The following is a 20409-nucleotide window of genomic DNA, read 5'->3' as shown; positions in this document are numbered from 1 at the left end:
CGGCCTTCGGCAAAAAGGCTGGAAAATCATTCGGTACTGCTGCCTACTGGTTTACTGAAAACGTATCCAGATCACTTCGGGCCCCTGGCTGGCGGGTAAATCAAGCGTTCCACGGTCGGCTTTTTTTACGCCACGGACCTGCCCCGTTTTTGGATCGATCCGGGTAACGGTTACTGACTTCTGAATGGGTAAACTAATGGCTTGATTCGAATCGTTGTACAGAATATAACCAAGTGCCGGATTACTCAAAGCGTACTGATTCGGGCCATTTTCCGGTAAGTTGACGGGCTGCATCCGAGCCGCGGACTGTAGAAAAGCACCGTCGGCGATGGGCGGCAGGCTGGGCATGGAACCGCCCGCCAGCAACACGGCCCACCCCTGAATGTCATGACTGTCGCCCGCGTAGGTTACGGCTTTGTTGGGGTACTTCTCCCGGTATTCCTTCACCGCCCGATAGACTTGTTCGAAGGAGCTGCGTTTGGGTTTGAGCAAGCGGGCGTGCTGGCGGGGAGCCAGATTTTGTCCACCCGCCGGAGCGTAGACGGACCCGTCGGCCTGGTAATGCCAGTATTTAATGTCGATGAGATCCACGGCGTCGGCTCGTTTGGCGTCCTGCAGAATGGCGTCCTGCACATCCTTGGTCGTACTAAGTCCGACGGTAACGCATTTGCCCGTTTCTTTTTCCCATTCTTTGATGGTATCGATCCAGAACTGAACGAAGTGCAGAGGCCCCGTATATTCCGCTCCAATGAGCTGTACGACACCCGTGTTTCCGATGAAATTATTCAGACATTGTCGGATGTACGCCCGGTGTAGTTTCCGCCGCTCGGGATGCGTCACGTCGTAAAACTGCTCGGCCATGAATACTCGCTTATCACCCGCGTAAGGGACGGGTTCGGGAAAACCGGTGTGATTCAGGTTATTCACCGGACGCCAGGAGAAATCGGCGTAATGGGCTCCGGCTTCGATGATGTTATGCTGGAAATAATGCTCATGTACCAGCATCAGTCCCTTTTGATCGGCCAGATCGGCAAATTGTTTCAGCCGATTCCAGTACCACTGGTTATACTTCGTCAGATCGTATTTACTCAGGCCGTCCCAGGCCGTTTCCTTTCCACTGCGGGCGAACGGTAGTTCGTAAAACGGGGCCCAGACTTCCCCGTCCATGCGACGGATGCGTTCGTGATCGTCGCGGCGACGGTCGTACCAAAGTCCATAATTATGGTCGATGGCCAAGATGTGCTGGGCTTGCATGGAATCGGTCAGGGCGTCCAGATCATCGGTAAGTCCAACGCCGGTGCGTCCCGGAACAAACCGAGTAATGTGCGGTTTGGCATTTTTCAGACCCTGGGGACGGGTACTACCGTTCCACCAGGGCACCTCCTGCCGACGACCCGTCAGGATTTGTTCTCCCCGTACCAGCACGCCTTTTTTGATTTCCATGGGAGCCGATTTGGATACAGGTGCTATGGTGGTTTTGGAATCCACGGCCGCGATTTTCGTTTCCACGGGGATCGCGTTCCGGGTGGAAGCTTGTTCGATAAATTCCGATAGCGTTAGGGCCGGCCGAAGCGATGCCTGCGTCAGCTCCTGAGCCACGTTGACCGGCGGACTACTCGAAGCTTCCGTGGGAACGGGCATCAGGGCTTCAGGAAAACGTTCCCCGAGACGTTCCTTCACCTGAGCGTAGTACAAACTGCGGGGCCGAATGTGCTCGTTCGATTGCTCCCAATACCCATTACCCGCAAACTGAGCCCAGGTACCAAAAGCCCAATTCTGAGCAAGTACGGGCTGATCGCACTGCACGAGTGCCGCCGTACACTGCCAGAATACGCTGTTGGCGACGTTGTATCCGGCTCCCTGCCCGTTCTGACCGAGGTTACCGAAGCGTAAAGCATTGCCGTCACTGTTCACGATGTCGAACAATACGCCCGAAGCCCAGCTGTCCACGCCCCCGCTGAAACTGTAGGGCAAATGGGCTTCGCACTGTACGAAGGCGTGCGGCCCGGTGGCACAAAAGCCTACCGCAAAATCGTGGTAACCGTATTCGGAATAGAGGCGTTGAAACAGCGTTTGCTGACCTTTGGTATAAAACGTATAGCGTCGTTCGCCGCCGATCTCGGAGATGGGCTCGAAGGAACGACAATCCTCCACCGTAATGCGTTGAGCCGTCTCCTGTATGTTGACAACCGAACCCGAAAAATGAGCAAAATCGACCTGACGGACCCAGGCGTCTTCCACGTTTTCCAGCGTTACGCCCGTCCAGCGGTGGTCTTCGTCTTTGGAATTTCTAGTATCATAAGTCGATTCCATCCGCAGGTTTTCCAGGCCACTCTGCCGGATTTTTCCGGGCCAGGTATAGCGGGCAATGGTTCCACCGCCGAAGGTTTGATCCAGTGCAGTGGTGAGCGGGGCATCCAGCGTCAGTTCATTGCCCTGGACCGCTACGACTTTTCGGTGCCAGTACAAGTCCCGCTGGCCGGGTTTCCAGCCCAAAGCCATCACGCCACCGCCAAAATGATCCATACCTAGCGTGTCAATCCAAGCTTTGGTGGAAGGTCGCTGAATTTGTACCCGATCTCCCGGTTGAATGGAAGCATGGGTATGAATCACGCGGGCATTGACGGGTACGTAGGTATCCGTCAGCGGTACGGCTTTCTCGATCTGCTGGTCGTTTTTTCCGGTGATTGTAACCAGATCGTCCCGGCTGGCCCCCGTTCCGCGTAGCGTCGTAGCGTGAATGCCACTGCCCCGCAGGACTACACCCGAGGCTTTGATTTTCAGCGTACCCCTGACTTCATACAGGCCTTTTTCCAGCAGAATAGCCCCGCGAAAACCTTCGGTAGTTAGCGGTAATTTCGATACGTAATCAATCGCGGCCTGAATCCGGGCTGTTGCATCGCCCTTTGTGACAGGAACTCGAATCTGAATGGGTACGTTTGGAATAACTGCTTCGCCCGCCCGGTAGCCGCAGTAGGAAAAATCCAGTATCCGGTTGCCGAGGGCGTCGGTCGTATACTCCAGTTTTTGCTGAGCGTTCAGCTGAATGGGCGGCTGTTTTTTGACCGGTTTAGGCTTTTGAGCCCGGGCCGTTCCCAGCCCTAGCCCCAGTACAAGTCCTAAGAAAAGCTTCGTTAGATACACCGCAGGTAACAGGCTTAAATGAATACATTCACCAGCGAAACATCGGGTGACCTTTCACTGGTGAGAAAAGATAAGTTTCTACAGAAGCGTGGATTGGATACACACTCACTCGCGTATACTTTTTCAATGGGTCGGCCAAGACTGTACTTTTTCCCCGAAAAAGTATTCAAAAGTAAAGAAATAGGCTCTTTTTTTCGTGTACCATGTTTCCCAGCCGCTGTATCATTTTAGCATAAACCCGTACCAAATGAAAGGGTGTCAGCGTCGAAGCCTTCGCCCCGGTCTGACACCCCAAAAGAGTCCTTTTGATGATGGGTACCCTTAGGTTTTAGGGCTTTACATTTTGCACCGAAACCAGACTATTCAGGTAGTTTTCGATGTTCGTGTACCCATCTTTTTTCTTGACTTTGGAAGCATCCGACGGATCTTTCGGATTCAGTCCGTTTTTCTTTTCCCAGTCATCGGGCATGCCGTCCTTATCGCTATCGACGTAGGGCGTGCCTTTGTATTCGGGATAACCTCCCACCTGACTAATGTCGGTAATGATGCCTTGTTTGTACGAATCAATGGGCAACCGACGGTGTTTGAACTGAGTTTCCGGCAGTTTCACGCCTTCCTTGTACGTGATCTTGCCCGTCCGTACCTGCTCCACAATCCGCGTATCCACGGGATCGCGTTTGGGTAAGGTAGCACCGGCATTCGTCAGTACGTAATCAAAGGCCTTTTGCGTGGGCAAAATCGTCAGTTGGGGCATTGGTAGCGGCTCATTCCACTTCATGTCGGCGGTATACTTATCCGTGTTGGCGAAGTTTTCTACCTGCACGCCTCCGTTCCAGTTGTCTTTCGTAACGGCTTCGTTCCCTTCCATGATATTCCCGTGAACGTACGCCCGGCCAAACACCAGGTGGTCGAGCTTACTGCGACCCGCTTCGGGTTTGATGATCCGGTGGCCGACGGGCGAATCCTTCGGTGTCAGCGGACCGGGTTTGTAGTAATTGTTGATGATGTTGAACATGGCCCGATAGTCGCCGCCGTCTACCGATCGGTGTACCCAGTTGAAGACCACATTATTCACGAAGTTGAAGATGCCGTACCAGCCTATGGAAGGGTTTCGTCCGGCGTTATCCGCCCAGAGATTCCGCATAAACGTACAGTTCTCGCCGCCCAGCGTACTGCCAAAGGCGTGATTCCAGGTATCGAGGGCTTCCGAGAAAATGGAGTTCTGAATGGTGATGTTCACCGTGGGCAGTTTCTGCTCGATGGCTCCCGTGCTGTCGTTGTACATGTGGCGGTACATCGACATGTTTTCGTCCAGACCCCAGCTGGCCGATACGTGGTCGATCATGATATTACCCACGGGGTTTCCACCGATAGAATCATCCCGACGACCGACGTGCGTTTCACCCCGACGGAATCGCATGTACCGAATCACCACGTCATGCGTGTTGATCCAGACCGACTCCCCGGCTACGCAGACGCCATCGCCCGGAGCCGATTGTCCGGCGATGGTGATGTACGGTGCCCGGATGATGAGCGGTGTTTTCAGCCGTATAATGCCCGAAACGTTAAATACAACGGTACGGGCTCCCCCCTGTTCGCAGGCATCCCGCAAGGTACCGGGGCCGCTGTCTTCCAGACTCGTTACTACATATACGTTGCCCCCACGTCCACCAAAGGTAAAGGCACCGCCGCCCTCGGCTCCGGGAAAGGCCGGAATGGGAGCCTGGGGTAAGTCATAGGGACGGCCCGCCCAGGGAATATACGGCTTACCCTCGCGGGCTTCTTTCAGAATGGTAGGATACGCTTTTTGCCAGGCTAAGTCCGATTTTTTGCGGGCTTCGGCCAGTAATTCATCACTAGCTTTCTGTACGTCGGAGGGAATTTGGGGATACTGAGCAAAAACGCTCGTCGAACTCAGTACAGCAGCTAGTAAAACAGGAATGAGGTTTTTCTTCATGGTTACCCAAAAAACGGATGAATCACGGATAAATCGAGGTTTTCTTCTTCGTTAAAGAAAGACGAATACGAATGAAGCGATAGATTGAAGGGTGAACTTCATTACAACCTCAAAATAAGGCTATAAAAACCCGAGATATGTATATCATTTTTTCGAGGTTATGTAGCATCTTATCAGTCGATTTCCCTTGATTTCCGTAAAAGAAGGTAAGATGATTCACTGAGTAAAGGATAATAAACTGTAAACCAAAGCCTTGCTTACGTTTGCTTCAATCGATTTGCTTACCTAGTGGATCATTGGCCTGGGCCAAGGACTGGAGTCTCTTTCGTGCCTGTTTACGTATAATCCCCTGCTTTTTTTCTCCGCCTGTATGGCTTTTAAGTTCATCGCATTCACCAGCACAAGAGTTAACATGGATACGGAAACAGCAGCAATGGGGTTGAATTTTTCGCTCTTAACGCTTAGAATAGATTCCGATCGTTACCATCAGCCCTGCTGCGATTGCGGTCATAGCGACCGCCATTTTCAAGAACTTCTCATTCTTACGTAGTTCGTCAGTACTTTTTTCGTGCGGCTTCCTGCTCTTCCGTTCCATGTAGTTGATTCTTTTATCTTTGTTTCGAAATTGATTGATGGAATGTATGACTACTAGCGAACAGCCCCAAGCTTCTGAGACCTGCCCAGCAAAAGGTCTTTTGAAATTGTTGTCAGGAAAATGGAAGGCTGACATCTTTCGTCTGGCGGTAGATGCTCCGTTACGGTTTAATTCGCTACTACGACAAATACCGGATACAAACAAACAATCGCTGGCGGTAGCCTTGCGGGAACTGGAAGAAGAAGGGATTTTGGAGAAGATCACGATCCAAGAAAAACCCCTGCATATCGAATATTATCTGACGGAGAAAGGTCAGCTTCTAATTCCGGTGTTTAAGCAGTTGGAGGGCTTAGCCTGAGGGTAGAACGGATTGGAATGCGTTCTTATAAGATAATCGAGCCTATCGCTCTGTGCTGCCAGCTAGAATAGCGACAGCCGAGAACATAGGCTCGACCTATCTATTAAGGTTAACATTTAAACTAATCCCTGAAAGACCGTTGCTCTCCACAGATAAAGACGCAATCCTTCTCGCCTTCAAAGCACGATCTCCGTAAACGAATCATTCATCATTAACAGAACCTAACGCATAGTAGGACTTCTGGGAACAATCCCCAATTTCTTCAGATTCTCACGAATACTCTGCCGAATAGCTACCATTCTGGGATTCTGGTAGAACAATAATAGTTTACGGTTCACCGCTGTGGTTGCGGTAGGCTTTTCGTCCAAGAGTACAAAGTGAGCGAAGGTTTCGGCTGCGTCTTCGCCTAGCGAACTAGAGGCATATCCGGTGACAAATTCATTGGCAGGTTCGCAAAAATAATAGGTATTTCCGTGTTTGGCCCAACAATCCACCCCAGCCTGATCCTTCAAATACCGATTCCAATACATTACATCCAGGCTATCCTGAATTGAACCCGGTTTGGGTGCAGCGTTATACGTATTAGAATTGGGCAGGTATTTCAAATAGCTTTGCTCTTTGTTAGACGTTACATAATGCCCAAATTCATGAATGAGTAGATAGATAGGATAGCTGTATCCCAGTGTATTATGCCGATACTCCGGTGCCTTGAACGCAGGAATGGAATCTAGATACGTTAATAATTCTGCGTTCACTTCTAGGTTAAAGCTTTCCAACGAATTGTTTTTTAACGTACTCATAGTTGCATAAGTTGGTGAAGGGACACTTACCGAAAAATACTTAATGTCTTTTCGGTACATTTCTGGAATTAAGTCGCTGAAAAGTCGGAATATTTTCTCGTGACTCTGTTTATCCTTTTGCCTTGAATTCCACAAATTCAACTCTGCAGTTACTACGTTCTTATCCTTAATAGTTGCCAAGATTTCTGGCTTAATAGAATACGTAGTATAAGGGTACAATTGATCCTTGTAGATGTTGTAAGTAATAAAAGTTCTTACGCCGATATGGTCACCTGTCGTATCTGTTTCGAAAACAGGTTGCTCTACTAGTTCTATATCAGGCTTATGACAAGATGAGATACATAGGCTTATCCCTAACAAGCCAGTGCAGAGCAGAAGCTGGCGTTTACGAACGCGTAAAGAAGAATTATTTTCCATAGGTAAAAATATATAAATTTTTAAGTATTTATACCTATAAAAATCTATACCAATTAGAGTATGGATTGGAATCCGTCCTTACAAGGTAATCTCGAGACCAACAGATAAGAGCCATAGATTCATCCTAGGGTTGAGTTAAAACCCAACCCCCAAAATGCATTCACTGATGGCCAGTTTTGATAAAAAAAGAAACCCCCGCAGTCTGCACTGCGGGGGTTTCCTCAAGTTCTTCTATTCATCTATCGCATAAACCAGCTATCTGGTACCTCCTTCGGGTCCGAACCGTTCAGGCTGTATTTCAATGTAAGCGTGAAGCCACCGCCGCCTTCAATAAAATCGGCTTCAAAGGGATGAGCACCCTTTTGTAAAGCCACTTGTCCACTTTTTTCGATGGGGAAATGGTTCCCATCGTTATCTACAACCATACGGTCGGCGATACGGAGAATCCCTCCATCATCACAAGTATAGAAGAAACTATACACGCCCGTTTCGGGTACGTTAATGAGTCCCCGGAACTGAATACCGAAGCTGGGAGCTGTGACTGTCTTGGGCACGACTACATTCGATACCGTAAAGGTGCTATCGGCTTTCTCCTGCTTCATCAGCGTAGTCATCTTGAAAAATTTCTTGTACAGGCTACCCGTCAAACCAGGTTTCTTCCCACTAGCCGAAACGGGCTTGGCGTACGCCTGTTGCTGGTACTTCAGCGTATAGATATCCCCGCGTAAGCCTGTAGACGTAAAGGCCGCTACTTTGATCGTTTGCGGTTTGGTGATCGTCAGTCCTTTGCCCAGCTCAGGCGAGGTTTTCTGGGGCAGCGAGCCGTCCGTTGTGTACCGAAGCGTATAGCTTTCCAACGGTTTTTTGATGGATAACGTCGCTTTATCGACAAACACATTTTCCTCCGTAAAGCCCGTCAGGTCGGGTAAGCGGTAATGAATGTTGTGTTTCTCCATGATCGGATAATGCTGCAACAGACATTTCTCGTAGGAAGCGAAATCCTTTTTGTTCGTCCAGACCACTTCCGATAGAGCCGTCATCCGCGGCATGTACATGTACTCGGCCCGGTTTTCGCTGGGAATGAATTCCGTCCAGAGGTTCGCCTGAGCACCCATGAACAACTTCGCCTGTTCGGGCGTAATGCCTTCGGGCACCACTTCCAAGTTATACACGTTCGATACCGACTGAATACCCGGAGGGCTATCGAAGTAAAGTGTACTCACGGGCGTCATGACAATAGCATTTCCGTTCTGGGCAGCTTGGTAGGGTGCTTTTTTCACCCACGAACGCCAGTACATCACGATGGCCGAAGCGTCGATGCCCCCTTCCAGAATTTCGTCCCAGCCGATGAGCTGTTTGCCCTTCGAAGCGAAAAACTTCTGCATCCGGTGCACAAAATAACTCTGCAATTCTTCCACGTTTTTGATGCCTTCTTTCTGCATCAGAGCCTTACAGGCCTCGGAATTGGCCCAGGTAGTTTTCTCTACTTCGTCGGCTCCCAGATGGACGTATTTGCTGGGAAAAAGGGCGAAAATTTCGTTGAATACGTCTTCGGCAAACTGATACGTCTGCTCGTTACAGGGACAAATCGGCGTCGAGAAGGTCTTCCCCCACCCCGCATCGGAGGTACAGCTCAGGAACGGATATTGCCGGATGGCCGCCATCATGTGACCGGGCATATCGATTTCGGGAACGATTTCCACGGACCGTTCCGCTGCGTAAGCCACCAGTTCCTTGATTTGCTCCTGGGTATAGAACCCGCCGTATACCTGTTTGCCGTCTTTCATTTTCAGGAAACGAGGGTCGATGGCAAAATCCGGGTTGTCTTTCGAGCGGGCGATACAGGTAGAATCCTGATTGTTAAGCGTACGCCAGGCCCCTTCCTGGGTCAGTAAAGGGTATTTTTTGATTTCAATCCGCCAGCCCTGGTCATCGGTCAGGTGCAGGTGAAACTTGTTGAATTTGTAGAAGGCTAACTGATCGACGTATTTTTTCAGATACTCCAGCGTGAAAAAATGCCGCGACACATCCAGGTGCATTCCCCGCCAGGCGTACGCGGGCTGGTCTTTGATCGTTACCGCCGGAATTTTCTTCGCAGCACCCGCCATCACCAGTTGACGCAGCGATTGTATTCCGCGGTTGATTCCCGTATTGGTTTTGCCCAACAACTTGATCTTCGAAGCATTGACTTCCAGCGTGTATGCCTCCTCATTACCTAAAGAGGCATCGTACCCCAGGATGACCCGATTGCCTGAGCCAGCCGTGGTACGGGTAATGCCTAGCAGCGATTTCAATTGATTTACCTGCGATTGCAGCGAGGCATCGGCTGGAACGACCAGACTCGTGGAAGCATTCACTTCAAAAAATCCGGTGCTGGGTTGCAGCGAAGCCGGATAGGGAATCAGCGGATAAGGATTCGTTTGGGCGTACGTCATCCCGCTTACCAAGAAGCAGGCGAGTATCAGCAATTTTTTCATTGGATTCGTTTAATGGTCACACACAAGCCAGCATGAGAGGGCCTCTGCAGAGGAAGAGTAAAACCGGAGCCTTATACCCATTCGCTCATCAAAGAATACAAAGAAAAGACTTCTGCCGGAGCAAACGACCGACTTTACCGATGTTTCGTCACATCCACCTGTTCACAAAACTCCAGGACGGGACAGGTCGAACAGCGGGGCAGCGTTCCGGTACAAACGTGTTTTCCAAAGGGCATTAGTAAGCGGTTGATGTCAATCCATTGGGATACGGGGACTTTGTTTTCCAGTACTTTCAGCGTTTTTTCGGGCGTGGTGGTTTTCACAAATCCCCAGCGGTTCACGACCCGATGGACGTGTACATCCACGCTGATGGCGGGCACGCCCGTGGCTACGCCCAACGCCAGGTTCGCACACTTCGGACCTACACCCTTGAGGGCCGTTAGCTGGTCGAAATTAGCGGGTAGCTGGCCGCCGTACTGGCTGATGGCCGTTTGGGCGATGGCTCGCATCGTCTCGGCTTTTTGTCCGGGATACTGACTTCCTTCCAGCATATTCGCCAGTTCTTCCATCGGAATGTTCAGCAATTGCTGTGGCGTACGGGCTCGCTCAAAGAGTTTCAGGGAAAGCGGAATCGTCGTTTCGTCGAGGGTCCGAATCGAGATGATGCAGGAAATAAGTTGTTCAAACAGCGTATTATAGCCGCGCTCGGCCAGTTCAAACATGGCTGCTTTGGGGTACCGGGCAATGGCTTTTTCAATGCGTTGCAGCATTTCCGTTAGATCGAAGGCACGTTTCATGGTTGGCTCGTTTTCGATGGTACGATAAAAAGCTGAGCCAGCTGGGTTTGAATAGCCCTGGGTTGCACCTAGGGCTATTCAAATTGAACCCTTCCAGGGTTCTTTTCGGCAGAACGTGCTCCGTATTTTAAGCTTTCACGGCGTGATCCGTCGGTAGGTTTTCACCTTTTTCCCAGATGCGGCGGCTGGTCCAGTCCGTAGCTGGATTCGCCCAGAAGGCATCCGTAGCGGGGAGTCCCAGCGGAAGTAAGGCCATGGCCGTCAGAAATAAACTTCCCGTCGAAATATAGCTTTCGCCGAGATCGGGCTGATGCCCATTCAGACCAATGTAAAGCCAGCCTTTCGAATCATAATTTTTAGGACTGTCGAGGGTTTTGTGCAATACTGCCGTTAGAGCACTCCGCACCTGAGCGGGAGCAATCTCGGACGGTAATTGCCGTAGAAAAGCCGTATTCGCCAGGTGATGAAAAGCCCCGGCCCGGTAACAAATGGATCGGCCAATGACCGGAAAACTTCCATCCGAAGCGATCAATCGTTCCTGAATGGCTGCGTACCGGGGAGCAATTTTATCCATCCGGGTTCGCAAGAAATCGTAACTTTTATCGGGCAGGAATCGTAAGATATCCACCATGAAGGGCTGGATGACGTAACTGTTGTAGTAGTCCCAGTGAAAATCCGGACCATCGCCAAAGATACCGTCGCCCTTGTACCACTGTTCGTGCTGACGTAAAGCGTAGTCCAGTCGCATTTTATCATACTCTTCGCCGATACTGGCAAAAAACACTTCAATCATGGCACTGAACAAGAGCCAGTTACTGAAGCCGGGACGAATGTTCCGTGTCTTTCGAAACGCCACTAGAAGCTGTTGCTGCACCGCAGGCTGTAACGATTGGTATAACTTCGGGCAACGCAGTAAACCCTGAGCCAGAAAAGCCGCGTCAACCAGTGGCTGGCCGCCTTCACTGTAATTCATGTAATCTTTGGCCTGGGGGTTAACCGCGTTTTGAATCCCTCGCTGAGCCAGCTGGAAGTACCGTTGCCGAATCGTTTTTTCGTCGTCCGTATCCAGAGCCAACCAGGGGCCAATGCCCGCTAGTAATCGACCCAGGGCCTCCAGGTACGAGTACTTACGACGGTCCGCTTCCTGACCCCGCCTCGATTCCACGGGCATCCGGACTTTGAGCTGGTCTTCGGCCAGAGCCGTCAACAGAGGTTCCGATAGTTTTTCCAGGATACTGATCCAGTACGCCCGGTCGGAGCTTGGGGCGGCCAGCGTTTCCAGCGGAGACACCGTACTGAGTAAGCTTGCTCCGCCTAACTGACGGAGAAAAAAGCGACGAAGCATTCGTTAATTCAGGTTTAGCGTATTCTTGAGTGATGAAAGGAATTCATTGGCAGATTCCCCTATTTTGATTTCCTGACGTATTTCCAGTTTCGTACTTTTCCTTCGGCGATCCATTCCAGAGCCTGATCCATGCGTTTTGTACGCGTGCTTTCCGTTTTCGCTTCTTCCAGCCACTGTACGTACTCCCGCTGGCAGGCCCGGGAAAAGTTTTGAAACTGCCGATGAGCCGCTTCATTTTTTTGTAGTTCCGCCTGAAAATAGTCGGGAATAGTAACAGGCTGTTGCTCTCGCTTCGGCGTAGGCCGAACGCCTTGCTCGGCCAGTTGCATCGCCTGCTTGAGATAGCGGGTCAGCACTTCGTCGGAAGGCAGATCCGATAACGACCGCAGTTTTCCCAACTGCCCCATGCCGGTTTGCTCACCGCTTATTGTAAGAATTCCGTCGGGGTCTTCCATCTTCGCTCCCAGCCAAAAGCCAAAGGAAGCGTGATTTTTAAAAGCGGCCATCAGGCACAGGTTACCGTTGGCGTAGCCAAAATGGGGCGTACCCCACTTAATCGTTTCCTGAATGTCGGGACAAACCGTATGAATCAGTTCCCGTAAATGGCCCAGAATCGGCTGGGCAAAATCGGCCGCATTATCCAGGTACAGATCGACGCGGGGATCTGTTTTTCCCATACAACCCAAAGTTAGCTTTTAAAAGAAGGACGTTTTTTCAGTACTAATCCACTAAATAAGGCAACGATCAAGCCAACCGGTAGTATTTCCATATACGTGATGGCAATTAGACCTCCCAACGTGTCATAATACGAAAACATGACCTGCATCTGCTCCCGCGACTCCGCCAGTTCAGCGGCAGTTTTTCCCTGAGCTTGCTGTTTTTCGATCATGCACTGCTGGTAGAATTGAGGAAAGTCAGGAAAGATGGTTTTGTAAAAAACCACCCAAACCAGGACGTAGATCGTTGAAGCGGTAAAAGCCACACCCAGTCCCAGCAGTAAGGCATCTTTAAAGGAAATAAAGCCGTTTAAATAACGATCTCGGTAGCTTTTAACGGCGATGAAAATTATGGAAAACGTCAGGAGCATCGACGTGTATCCAAACAGTTCACCGTACTTAAAAAAGAAGGTCGAGCGACTTTTCAGCATTGCCATGGAAAGCACAAGCATGAGCGACGCCACTACGCCAGCGATGGCCCCAAAAACCAGTATAGTTCGTTTCATTTCAAGGGTTTGTTTTTTGTCCCAAACCTGGGAATGAAAAAGAATCGGCCGCTCATCCTTTCGGGTGATTTTTTCCAAATCATACGTTTGGGGGAGTGCTGGCCTGGAGTAATCCCAGCAAACGGGCCTTTTCTACGGCTTGGGTGCGTCGTTTTACCTCCAGCTTGGCGTAGAGATTTCCCAGATGTGTTTTGACGGTGTTCGTTGAGACAAATAGCTTCTCGGCAATTTCTTCGTTGCTTAATCCTTTTGAAACCTGCATCAGCACTTCCCACTCACGAACACTGATTCCGTACTTCTCCAGTACCTCCGGAATTGGACGCGTAAGGGGTTCGTACACCTGTATTACTTCCTTTTCGATCACCTGCGGAGCCATCCAGCGTAAACCCACCCAGATACCTACCCCAATGAATACACCCGCCAGTACCAGCACGTAGATTTCGGTCGTGTGGTCGAGCATCAGCCAACGGTACTTACTCCACGCCAATAAGCTTAGCAACAGACCCAGTACCAATCCGTACGATAGAAAAGATCGCCACATAAGACATTTACTGATTACGGGATACGTAAAGAATGAAGCTACGAATGTATCTGATACTCTGCTACCAGACCATGAAAAAAGCATCACCTTTTCAGATGATGCTTTCGATACAGGCAAGTTCTTTATTCCCGTACGGCCTGTACCACTGCCCGCGGACGAACCCGAGCCGTCCCTGCCGGTCGAGCCACCGGTTTAGCTGCTTCGGCCTTACCCCGCTTCCACCAGATCAGAAAACCGGTAATGGGTAGACTAGTTGCCATTAAGCAGGCCAGGAAATACAGGATTTTTGTGAAGGTGCCATAGAGTTCCCCCGTATGGATAATCTTGGACGAAACGGCGATCTTCTCACCCAACGTTTTATCCCCGAAGCGTTCGAGTTTCAGTATCTGCCCCGTATACGGATCGAGCGTCAGTCGATCCACGCCGGCCGAAGCGAAGAATCCGTTCTGTGATTTTTGAGCAATGAGGGTACCTACCGAATCTTTCGGCAGCGTCAGCCGCAGGACGCCGCTGTACGGAAATACCTGATTGCTTTGACGTATGATTGCTTCCAGAGCTAGCGGCTGGCGACCTTTGGCATCGGTCTCCAGGGCTTTCTCTTCTCTCGGTGTAAATACGCCCATGAGCTGACGGTAACCAGTCCGATACCATTCCCAGGCAAAAACGGGGCCCGTCAGAGCCATGATCGTCACAAAAACGAAGGCGTAAAAACCCAGTGTTTTGTGTAAATCGAAGTTGAGTCGTTTGCCGCTGGCATCGGTTTTGATTTTGAAGCCGGGTTTCCAGACGTTCCATTTTTTCCAGCTGCTGAGCTTCGCCGGTAGCCATAAGAGCAGACCCGTGATTTGGAGCAGAATCATTCCTAACGCGGCCGTACCCGTGATGGCTCCCCCGATGTCGTGATTTTCGATGAGCAGCCAGCGGTGCAGTTGCAGAACCGTCGCAAAGAATTGGGCTGTTGGGGTTTGAGCGTTGCCCTGAATCTTTCCGGTGTATGGATTTACCAGCAGATTCGTCGGCTTTTCTTTTCTGGGTGCCTTCTTCTCGCCTTTCTCGGCTCCTTTGGTTTCCTTCTTTGCTTCCGGTTTGGCTTTTTTCAGCAGGCTGAAGGTCCAGGCTTCGTCGGCCCGTTCGGGAACCTGTATACCGGAAATTCGCAGTTCTTTGTTCTCCCGCTGTACCGCCGCCATGAGCTGAGCCAGCGTCAGTACGTTACCCTGAGCCGGAACCTTAACGTGAAACTTTTCCTGATCTACCCACTGCGTGATTTCGCGATTGAATACATACATCGTACCCGTCAGGCACATGACAAACAAAACGAGGGTACAGGGTAAACCTACCCACAGGTGCATGACATGAATCAGTTTCCGGAACGTGTATTTTTTAGTCATAATCAATGGCTAATCGGAAGATTGACGAGGGAAGAAAAGACTGAATCGTTGGCAAAAGCCTTCATTAATCTTAGTTGTCCAAATTTATTAAGACTTAGTCAAAATAAAATAGCCCTTGGTAGAATTGTTGTGAAATTTTGTTAGGCACGGAGTGACTTTCCCGGTATTTTACGCGGGTTATTTACGTTAAGCCGATTTGGTTAGAGGTGTTCGATTAGCGTGACTATACTGGGGCAGGTTTCCCGACCTGTATCCGTATGCATAAACTTATCGGCAGGACCCGCAAAAAATAAGGTTACTGACGTTGAATCAGTAACCTGCAAGGCTTAGATGATAAAATGGGATAACCGCATTCCCCTCTACCTACTGCTTATTGGCGTGCTACTTTGCTACGCACGACGACGGGACGGCGTACGTTTTTATTACGTTCTTTTGGCGTGGCCATCGTATGCGAATGTTGAGCTTTTTTGCGACGGCCCCACCAGATCAGCGTTCCGGTGATGGGTAAGGTGGCACAAATCAAACTCGCAAAGAACATCAGCATTTTTCCGGGTAAACCCCAGATGGCCCCTACGTGCAGGTCATAATTCATCCGGCGAAGGGTATTGGCCAGATTAGCATCCGCATAATTGCCGCTATACGGCCCGGTATGCTGAATTTCCTTTCCCGTATGCTGATCGTAATAGTGGTAATCGACTTTGTAATACGTGCCATTCCGGAAGTTGACATACGAGAAAATAGACGTCGCGTTGCCTTCGGGGAATGAAATATTAATGCCCTGTTGATCGGGGTGTTTCTGCATCAGATTCCGCCAGCTACGATCAACAATCTGCATGGGCGAAGCAGCGGTCTGTATCGCTGTCGTATCGGAGGGTGGAATGAGGTACGCAGGCGATCCTTTCCCCCCCGTAGCCCAATATAACGACTTAGAAAACCATTCAAATCCCCAGACCAAACCCGTGATGGCGAATACCATACCGATGGTCAGGATATAAAAACCCAGTACGTTGTGCAAATCGTAGTTTTTCCGTCGCCAGGCGGCATCCCATTTGATACTGAACCGCTGTTTGGCTGCACTTTTGTTTTTCGGCCACCAGAGGACCAGTCCACTGACGAGCAACACCAGGAAAATAGCGGTTCCCGTAGCGGCAATCGGCTGACCAATTTTTTCGGGTAACCAGAGGTAATAATGTCCGTGCAGAATGAAGTGAAAAAAGTCATCGTCTTCGTTCCAGACGTGCAGTACTTCACCCGTATAGGGATTCAGGTAAACGACGTAATAATATTCCGGATCAAAATTATAGAAACCTACTTCGGCACTGCGACCCGGCACACCATACAAAACGCCATCGGCTGCTTTGCCGGGTAGAGCCTGCTCGGCTTTCTGACGCAATACGGAGGGGGGCAGCAACTCGGCATGAGCTGGCGTTTCGATGAATCGGTACGGCTGCGTAAGGTTTTTGATTTCTTGCTCGAAAGCCAGAATACAACCCGTGACGCTCAGGACAAATACAATCAGACCCGAGGCGAGTCCCAGGTACAAATGTCCTTTACCGATCCATTTCTTTAGTTTCATCTCGCCGTTGTTAGGTATACATGATACGCAGCGGGACAAAACTAAAGCATTATCTTTATTTTTACTTAGTCTAAGTAATAAAAGATTTACAAAAAAGTACTGGCTCCGTATTAGTTAGCGAGGGAGAAAACGAAACGGTGCTTGCCTTTAGAAACAGGTGATATTTGTTCCAGCAATACGCGTTGAATGGTCTTTCCCGTGCCCCAGCTAGTCTTGAACGCTTCGTCGTCCGGCGTACCAAGCGATACTGGTTCCGTACGAACGTTCCAGCGTTTGGCGTCGTAACTGAGTTTGACCGAAGGATGATTTGGTCCTTCAAACGTCACCGTACCCGGCGTAGTGGTAGTTACCTGACTCAACGTCAGAAATACCTGCGTTAGATTTTGGGGTGCTTTTTCAAGCTGGTATTCTTCGCTAATTTCTACGGTTTCCTTTTTCCGATTGAGCTGTACCGTTCGCCACCAGTTTCGTAAGCCTGCTTCTTTGGGATAGGCCGCCGCCATATCCATTTTCAGGGAAGCCTCGTTTTTGCGGTACGCTACATTTTTAGCCGTGTAAGCCAGACCGTCTTTTTGTCCGTAACCATTGATAATGGGCAGATTGTGGTACTGGGACTGCGTAAACCAAAGCTTATACCGACGTCCCGAAAAAGTATTGGCGGTGTAGGTACCACGTCCGGCGTCAATGATGACGGGCTCGCCTTTGGCGTACACAATGAAATCTCCGACGTCGTTGTGGTTATGGCTTTCGGCATTGTGCCCCGCGTGGGTCGCTACAAAGAGCGTTTTGGAACGGGCCGCCATCACCTGCACATCCGGAAACCAGACTTCGGGAACGTTCGTAAACGGAGCGTTGGGAATTTCCTGTACCGCTTTCACCGTCAGTACATTCCAAACCTGCCGTTGCCGCTGAAAACTGTTAATGACCCGTGTGATTCCGAACGTACGGAAGCCCCAGGCTCCAAACTGCTTCAGCGTATCATCCTTAATTTTTTCTCCAAATCGGTATAACATCAGACCGTCGGGCCGTAACATCGGATCGGCGTCGGCGAAATCGACGAAATAGGCATTAGCAATGTGCATTTTATAAACATAGGAAGCCATATTCCGAATGATCGGCTGATCGTAAATGTTGATTTTTCCGCCGGACGCACTTTCCAGCGTTTCCAGAGCATCGAAGACGCAGCCCCCGGCGGCAAACCAGTACATGGGGCCTTCGTCGGTACCGCCATCTTCACCTAGTCCGTTCAAGTATAAATCCAGTCCCGACATGGCGGCGTGCAGCATCTGAGCCCGGCGTTGTTCGTTGCGTTCCAGGAATAGCGTAGCCGTCATCCAGTTCGACATAATCCAGGAATTCCAGTTGTTTGCCTTCACGTCCTTTCGCAGATATCCGTAGCGATTGGGCACCTGAATGGGTTCGAACAAACGAATGTTGGTCTCGTGATAGATGCGTTTGCGAATCAGGGGCGATACTTTATCCAGTTGGCCGCCAACCAAGTAATCCGTGAGGGCAAGTACGGCGGCGGTTTCAGCGGCAAACAGATCGACCGTCCGCTCTTCTACGTCGGGTAAGCCACTGCCGGCCTTCTGCGTACCGATGTGAGCCGGAATGCCCCAATAGCTTTCTTCGCAAATGGCCCAGACCATGTTTACGATGGCATCCGTAAAACGCCCTTTCCCTTCCACGGCTTCCGCCATCGTCAGATCGAGCAGATCGTGCCGCCGATTGAAAGTAATTTCTTCGTAGTGAGTACGGTTGGCGGTACGGACGTACTCCAGCGTCAGCGTTGCGGTTAGGGGTAACAGAGGTTTTGCCGCAGCCACTTCTCCCCGTTGAATCAGGCCGGTCCGTACACTGTCCGTGATTGCCTTTTGCCAGGCTGCGGGTGTTTTCGGATACGGCGTCCACTGATCCAGCGGGATGAGTAGGTGCTGTACCGTTTCGAGTGGATAGTTTTTCTGAAGAAGGTTACGGGGTACTATTTGGGCGGTGCTCAGTAATGAACTCAGCAGGAAAAGGAGCAAATAAGGTTTCATACAAGCATGGTCCGAATTCAGGGGTGTACATGTGAATTCGTTTTTAGGAAATTAATCAATTCCTTAAAAATAGACTTTCTCTGCTGCGTTGCCCCTTACAGCGGTTCAGATTTTGGGTGGAAACTAAACGTAGTAGCACTACTTAGTATCCAGTTCGGCATCTTCACCAACAGTCCTCCTACTTTACGTCAAATCCTGTTGATTGGCTATGACGGAAGATTTTATTCATTATCTGTGGCAGTTTCAGCAGTTTGATGCGACTGATCTGCGAACCGAAACGGGCGATTCGGTACAGGTGATTAGTCCAGGGAAAGCTCATCAGGATGCCGGACCGGATTTTCAGCAGGCCCGTATTCGCATCAGCACGTTGGAGTGGGTCGGTACCGTTGAAATTCACACGCGTTCTTCTGATTGGTTTCGCCACACGCACGAAACGGATGCTGCTTACGAAAATGTCATTTTACACGTAGTCTGGGTCCACGATGCTCCCGTATACCGAACCGATGGTACAGATATGGGAACAGTCCCAAAGTAACTGGGAAGAAACGACCTGGCAAATCCTAGCCCGGTCGCTGGGTTCACCGCTTAATGCCGAGCCGCTGGAGTGGCTTGCCCGTACGGTTCCCCTCCACCTTTTGCACAAACATCGTAATCAGCCCTTTCAGGTTGAGTCCTTACTGTTTGGCTATTCCGGACTGATTCCCGCTAACCCACAGGACGCCTATACCTTACAAATCCAAAAAGAGGCCGATTTTCTTTTAAAGAAGTACGAATTACAGCCTTTGCCTACGCAGGTCTGGAAGTTTCTGCGGCTACGTCCAGCCAGTTTCCCGACGGTACGGATTGCCCAGCTTGTTCCGCTAGTCACGCAGCCGCTGTCGCTTTTTTCCTTTTTCATTCATGAGGAAGCGGCTACCGCGATTATAAAAAAGTTACAGGTTAGTCCTTCGGAATACTGGCAACAGCATTATACGTTTCACAAACCCACGGAACACGGTGTTACCCAGCTGGGACAGGAAACGGCTCATCGGGTTTTGATTAATGCGGTGGTACCGCTACTCGTCGCCTACGGCCATCATAAAGACGAAGCCCGTTATACCGATCGGGCCATCGAACTCCTGGAACAGCTTCCAGCCGAACAGCATGCCATTACCAAAACCTGGAAATCCTACGGTCTCAAATGCCAGAACGCCGCCGACTCGCAAGGAGCCCTGGAATGGATGCAAACCTACTGTCAGCCCAGAAAATGCCTGAGTTGTAGTGTGGGATTGGGTTTATTGAAGAGATAAGGAAATGATGATTTATTTTACTTAAATGATCGTTTGTTCTATCCACTAGTTTACTAAGTAGGCATCTCGTCCCACAAGCATGGCTGGTCATTTAGTCCGTATCGCGAACGCTATTCACTTCCTCTTGCTCTAGTCCAACGCATTGCCGAGGAAGAAGGCGGCTTGAGCCCCAGAATGGAATTCCGACATGGAATGTGATAGGACGGGGCCTGAGTTTATGTCGTCCATGAAGGCACTTGATCAAAACCAACAACAAAAGAATTTTCAGAAGATGAAAACCTCTCCCGCACCTGAGCAACGGAACGACCTACGATAGCCGCAATGCGGTGGCCTTAGAGCAGGCTATCGTTAGGCGTGGAGAGGCGCAGGTGCTACTAGTCAGCCAGTAAGAAGGATGAAACCCGGTCTGATTAAGGCGACTCAAGTAAAGGATCTTATAACAAAACAAGCAAGCCGAGGAT

Annotated in this window: 15 protein-coding genes; 3 read left to right on the top strand and 12 right to left on the bottom strand. The window is 50.2% G+C overall.

Annotated features, from left to right (window positions below; translation table 11 throughout):
- Positions 1-51: 51 nt before the first annotated feature.
- Both C5O19_RS05255 and C5O19_RS05250 read right to left on the bottom strand, forming a co-directional pair.
- The gene (locus C5O19_RS05255) at positions 52-3144 is read right to left on the bottom strand and encodes a DUF6298 domain-containing protein (protein ID WP_104710270.1); all 3093 of its coding nucleotides are present in this window, start codon (positions 3142-3144) and stop codon (positions 52-54) included.
- A 328-nt stretch (positions 3145-3472) separates the two neighbouring features.
- On the bottom strand, positions 3473-5101 hold the full coding sequence (locus tag C5O19_RS05250) for a pectate lyase family protein (protein WP_104710268.1): 1629 nt from the start codon (positions 5099-5101) through the stop codon (positions 3473-3475).
- 641 nt (positions 5102-5742) lie between these two features.
- On the opposite strand from C5O19_RS05250, the gene C5O19_RS05245 reads away from it, so the two are divergent.
- Positions 5743-6054 (top strand): winged helix-turn-helix transcriptional regulator, encoded by a 312-nt coding sequence (locus C5O19_RS05245; RefSeq protein ID WP_104710266.1) that lies wholly within the window; start codon positions 5743-5745, stop codon positions 6052-6054.
- A 221-nt stretch (positions 6055-6275) separates the two neighbouring features.
- Here the strand turns inward: C5O19_RS05245 and C5O19_RS25845 are convergent, their stop codons facing one another.
- The 10 genes from C5O19_RS25845 to C5O19_RS05195 all read right to left on the bottom strand — a co-directional run bounded on the left by C5O19_RS25845 (position 6276) and on the right by C5O19_RS05195 (position 18659).
- Positions 6276-6854 carry a hypothetical protein gene (locus C5O19_RS25845; RefSeq protein ID WP_133163303.1) on the bottom strand — a complete coding sequence of 193 codons (579 nt, stop codon included), beginning with the start codon at positions 6852-6854 and terminating at the stop codon, positions 6276-6278.
- Between the two features lie 656 nt (positions 6855-7510).
- Complete coding sequence (locus C5O19_RS05235; protein WP_104710263.1) at positions 7511-9748, bottom strand: family 20 glycosylhydrolase; 2238 nt, start codon at positions 9746-9748, stop codon at positions 7511-7513.
- Between the two features lie 134 nt (positions 9749-9882).
- Positions 9883-10545 carry an endonuclease III domain-containing protein gene (locus C5O19_RS05230; protein ID WP_104710261.1) on the bottom strand — a complete coding sequence of 221 codons (663 nt, stop codon included), beginning with the start codon at positions 10543-10545 and terminating at the stop codon, positions 9883-9885.
- 127 nt (positions 10546-10672) lie between these two features.
- Positions 10673-11890 carry a DUF2264 domain-containing protein gene (locus tag C5O19_RS05225; protein ID WP_104710259.1) on the bottom strand — a complete coding sequence of 406 codons (1218 nt, stop codon included), beginning with the start codon at positions 11888-11890 and terminating at the stop codon, positions 10673-10675.
- 59 nt (positions 11891-11949) lie between these two features.
- Positions 11950-12567, bottom strand: a complete 618-nt coding sequence (locus tag C5O19_RS05220) for a YdeI/OmpD-associated family protein (RefSeq protein WP_104710257.1) — start codon at positions 12565-12567, stop codon at positions 11950-11952.
- Between the two features lie 11 nt (positions 12568-12578).
- The gene (locus C5O19_RS05215) at positions 12579-13112 is read right to left on the bottom strand and encodes a DUF4199 domain-containing protein (RefSeq protein ID WP_104713900.1); all 534 of its coding nucleotides are present in this window, start codon (positions 13110-13112) and stop codon (positions 12579-12581) included.
- Between the two features lie 79 nt (positions 13113-13191).
- Positions 13192-13653 (bottom strand): response regulator transcription factor, encoded by a 462-nt coding sequence (locus C5O19_RS05210; protein WP_104710255.1) that lies wholly within the window; start codon positions 13651-13653, stop codon positions 13192-13194.
- A gap of 122 nt (positions 13654-13775) precedes the next feature.
- Positions 13776-15044 carry a PepSY-associated TM helix domain-containing protein gene (locus C5O19_RS05205; RefSeq protein WP_104710253.1) on the bottom strand — a complete coding sequence of 423 codons (1269 nt, stop codon included), beginning with the start codon at positions 15042-15044 and terminating at the stop codon, positions 13776-13778.
- A 370-nt stretch (positions 15045-15414) separates the two neighbouring features.
- Positions 15415-16620, bottom strand: coding sequence for a PepSY-associated TM helix domain-containing protein (locus C5O19_RS05200; protein WP_104710251.1), 1206 nt, complete (start codon positions 16618-16620; stop codon positions 15415-15417).
- Between the two features lie 110 nt (positions 16621-16730).
- The gene (locus C5O19_RS05195) at positions 16731-18659 is read right to left on the bottom strand and encodes a heparinase II/III domain-containing protein (RefSeq protein ID WP_104710249.1); all 1929 of its coding nucleotides are present in this window, start codon (positions 18657-18659) and stop codon (positions 16731-16733) included.
- A gap of 208 nt (positions 18660-18867) precedes the next feature.
- Here C5O19_RS05195 and C5O19_RS26220 point away from each other — a divergent pair, with 208 nt between their 5' ends.
- Positions 18868-19194 (top strand): DUF2851 family protein, encoded by a 327-nt coding sequence (locus C5O19_RS26220; RefSeq protein ID WP_243406331.1) that lies wholly within the window; start codon positions 18868-18870, stop codon positions 19192-19194.
- Positions 19163-19948, top strand: a complete 786-nt coding sequence (locus C5O19_RS05190; protein WP_243406330.1) for a DUF2851 family protein — start codon at positions 19163-19165, stop codon at positions 19946-19948. Before C5O19_RS26220 ends, C5O19_RS05190 begins: the two co-directional genes overlap by 32 nt.
- Positions 19949-20409 lie beyond the last annotated feature (461 nt).

This window comes from Siphonobacter curvatus, from assembly GCF_002943425.1.
Classification (GTDB): Bacteria; Bacteroidota; Bacteroidia; order Cytophagales; family Spirosomataceae; genus Siphonobacter; species Siphonobacter curvatus.
This window is presented reverse-complemented; position numbering and strand designations above follow the sequence as displayed.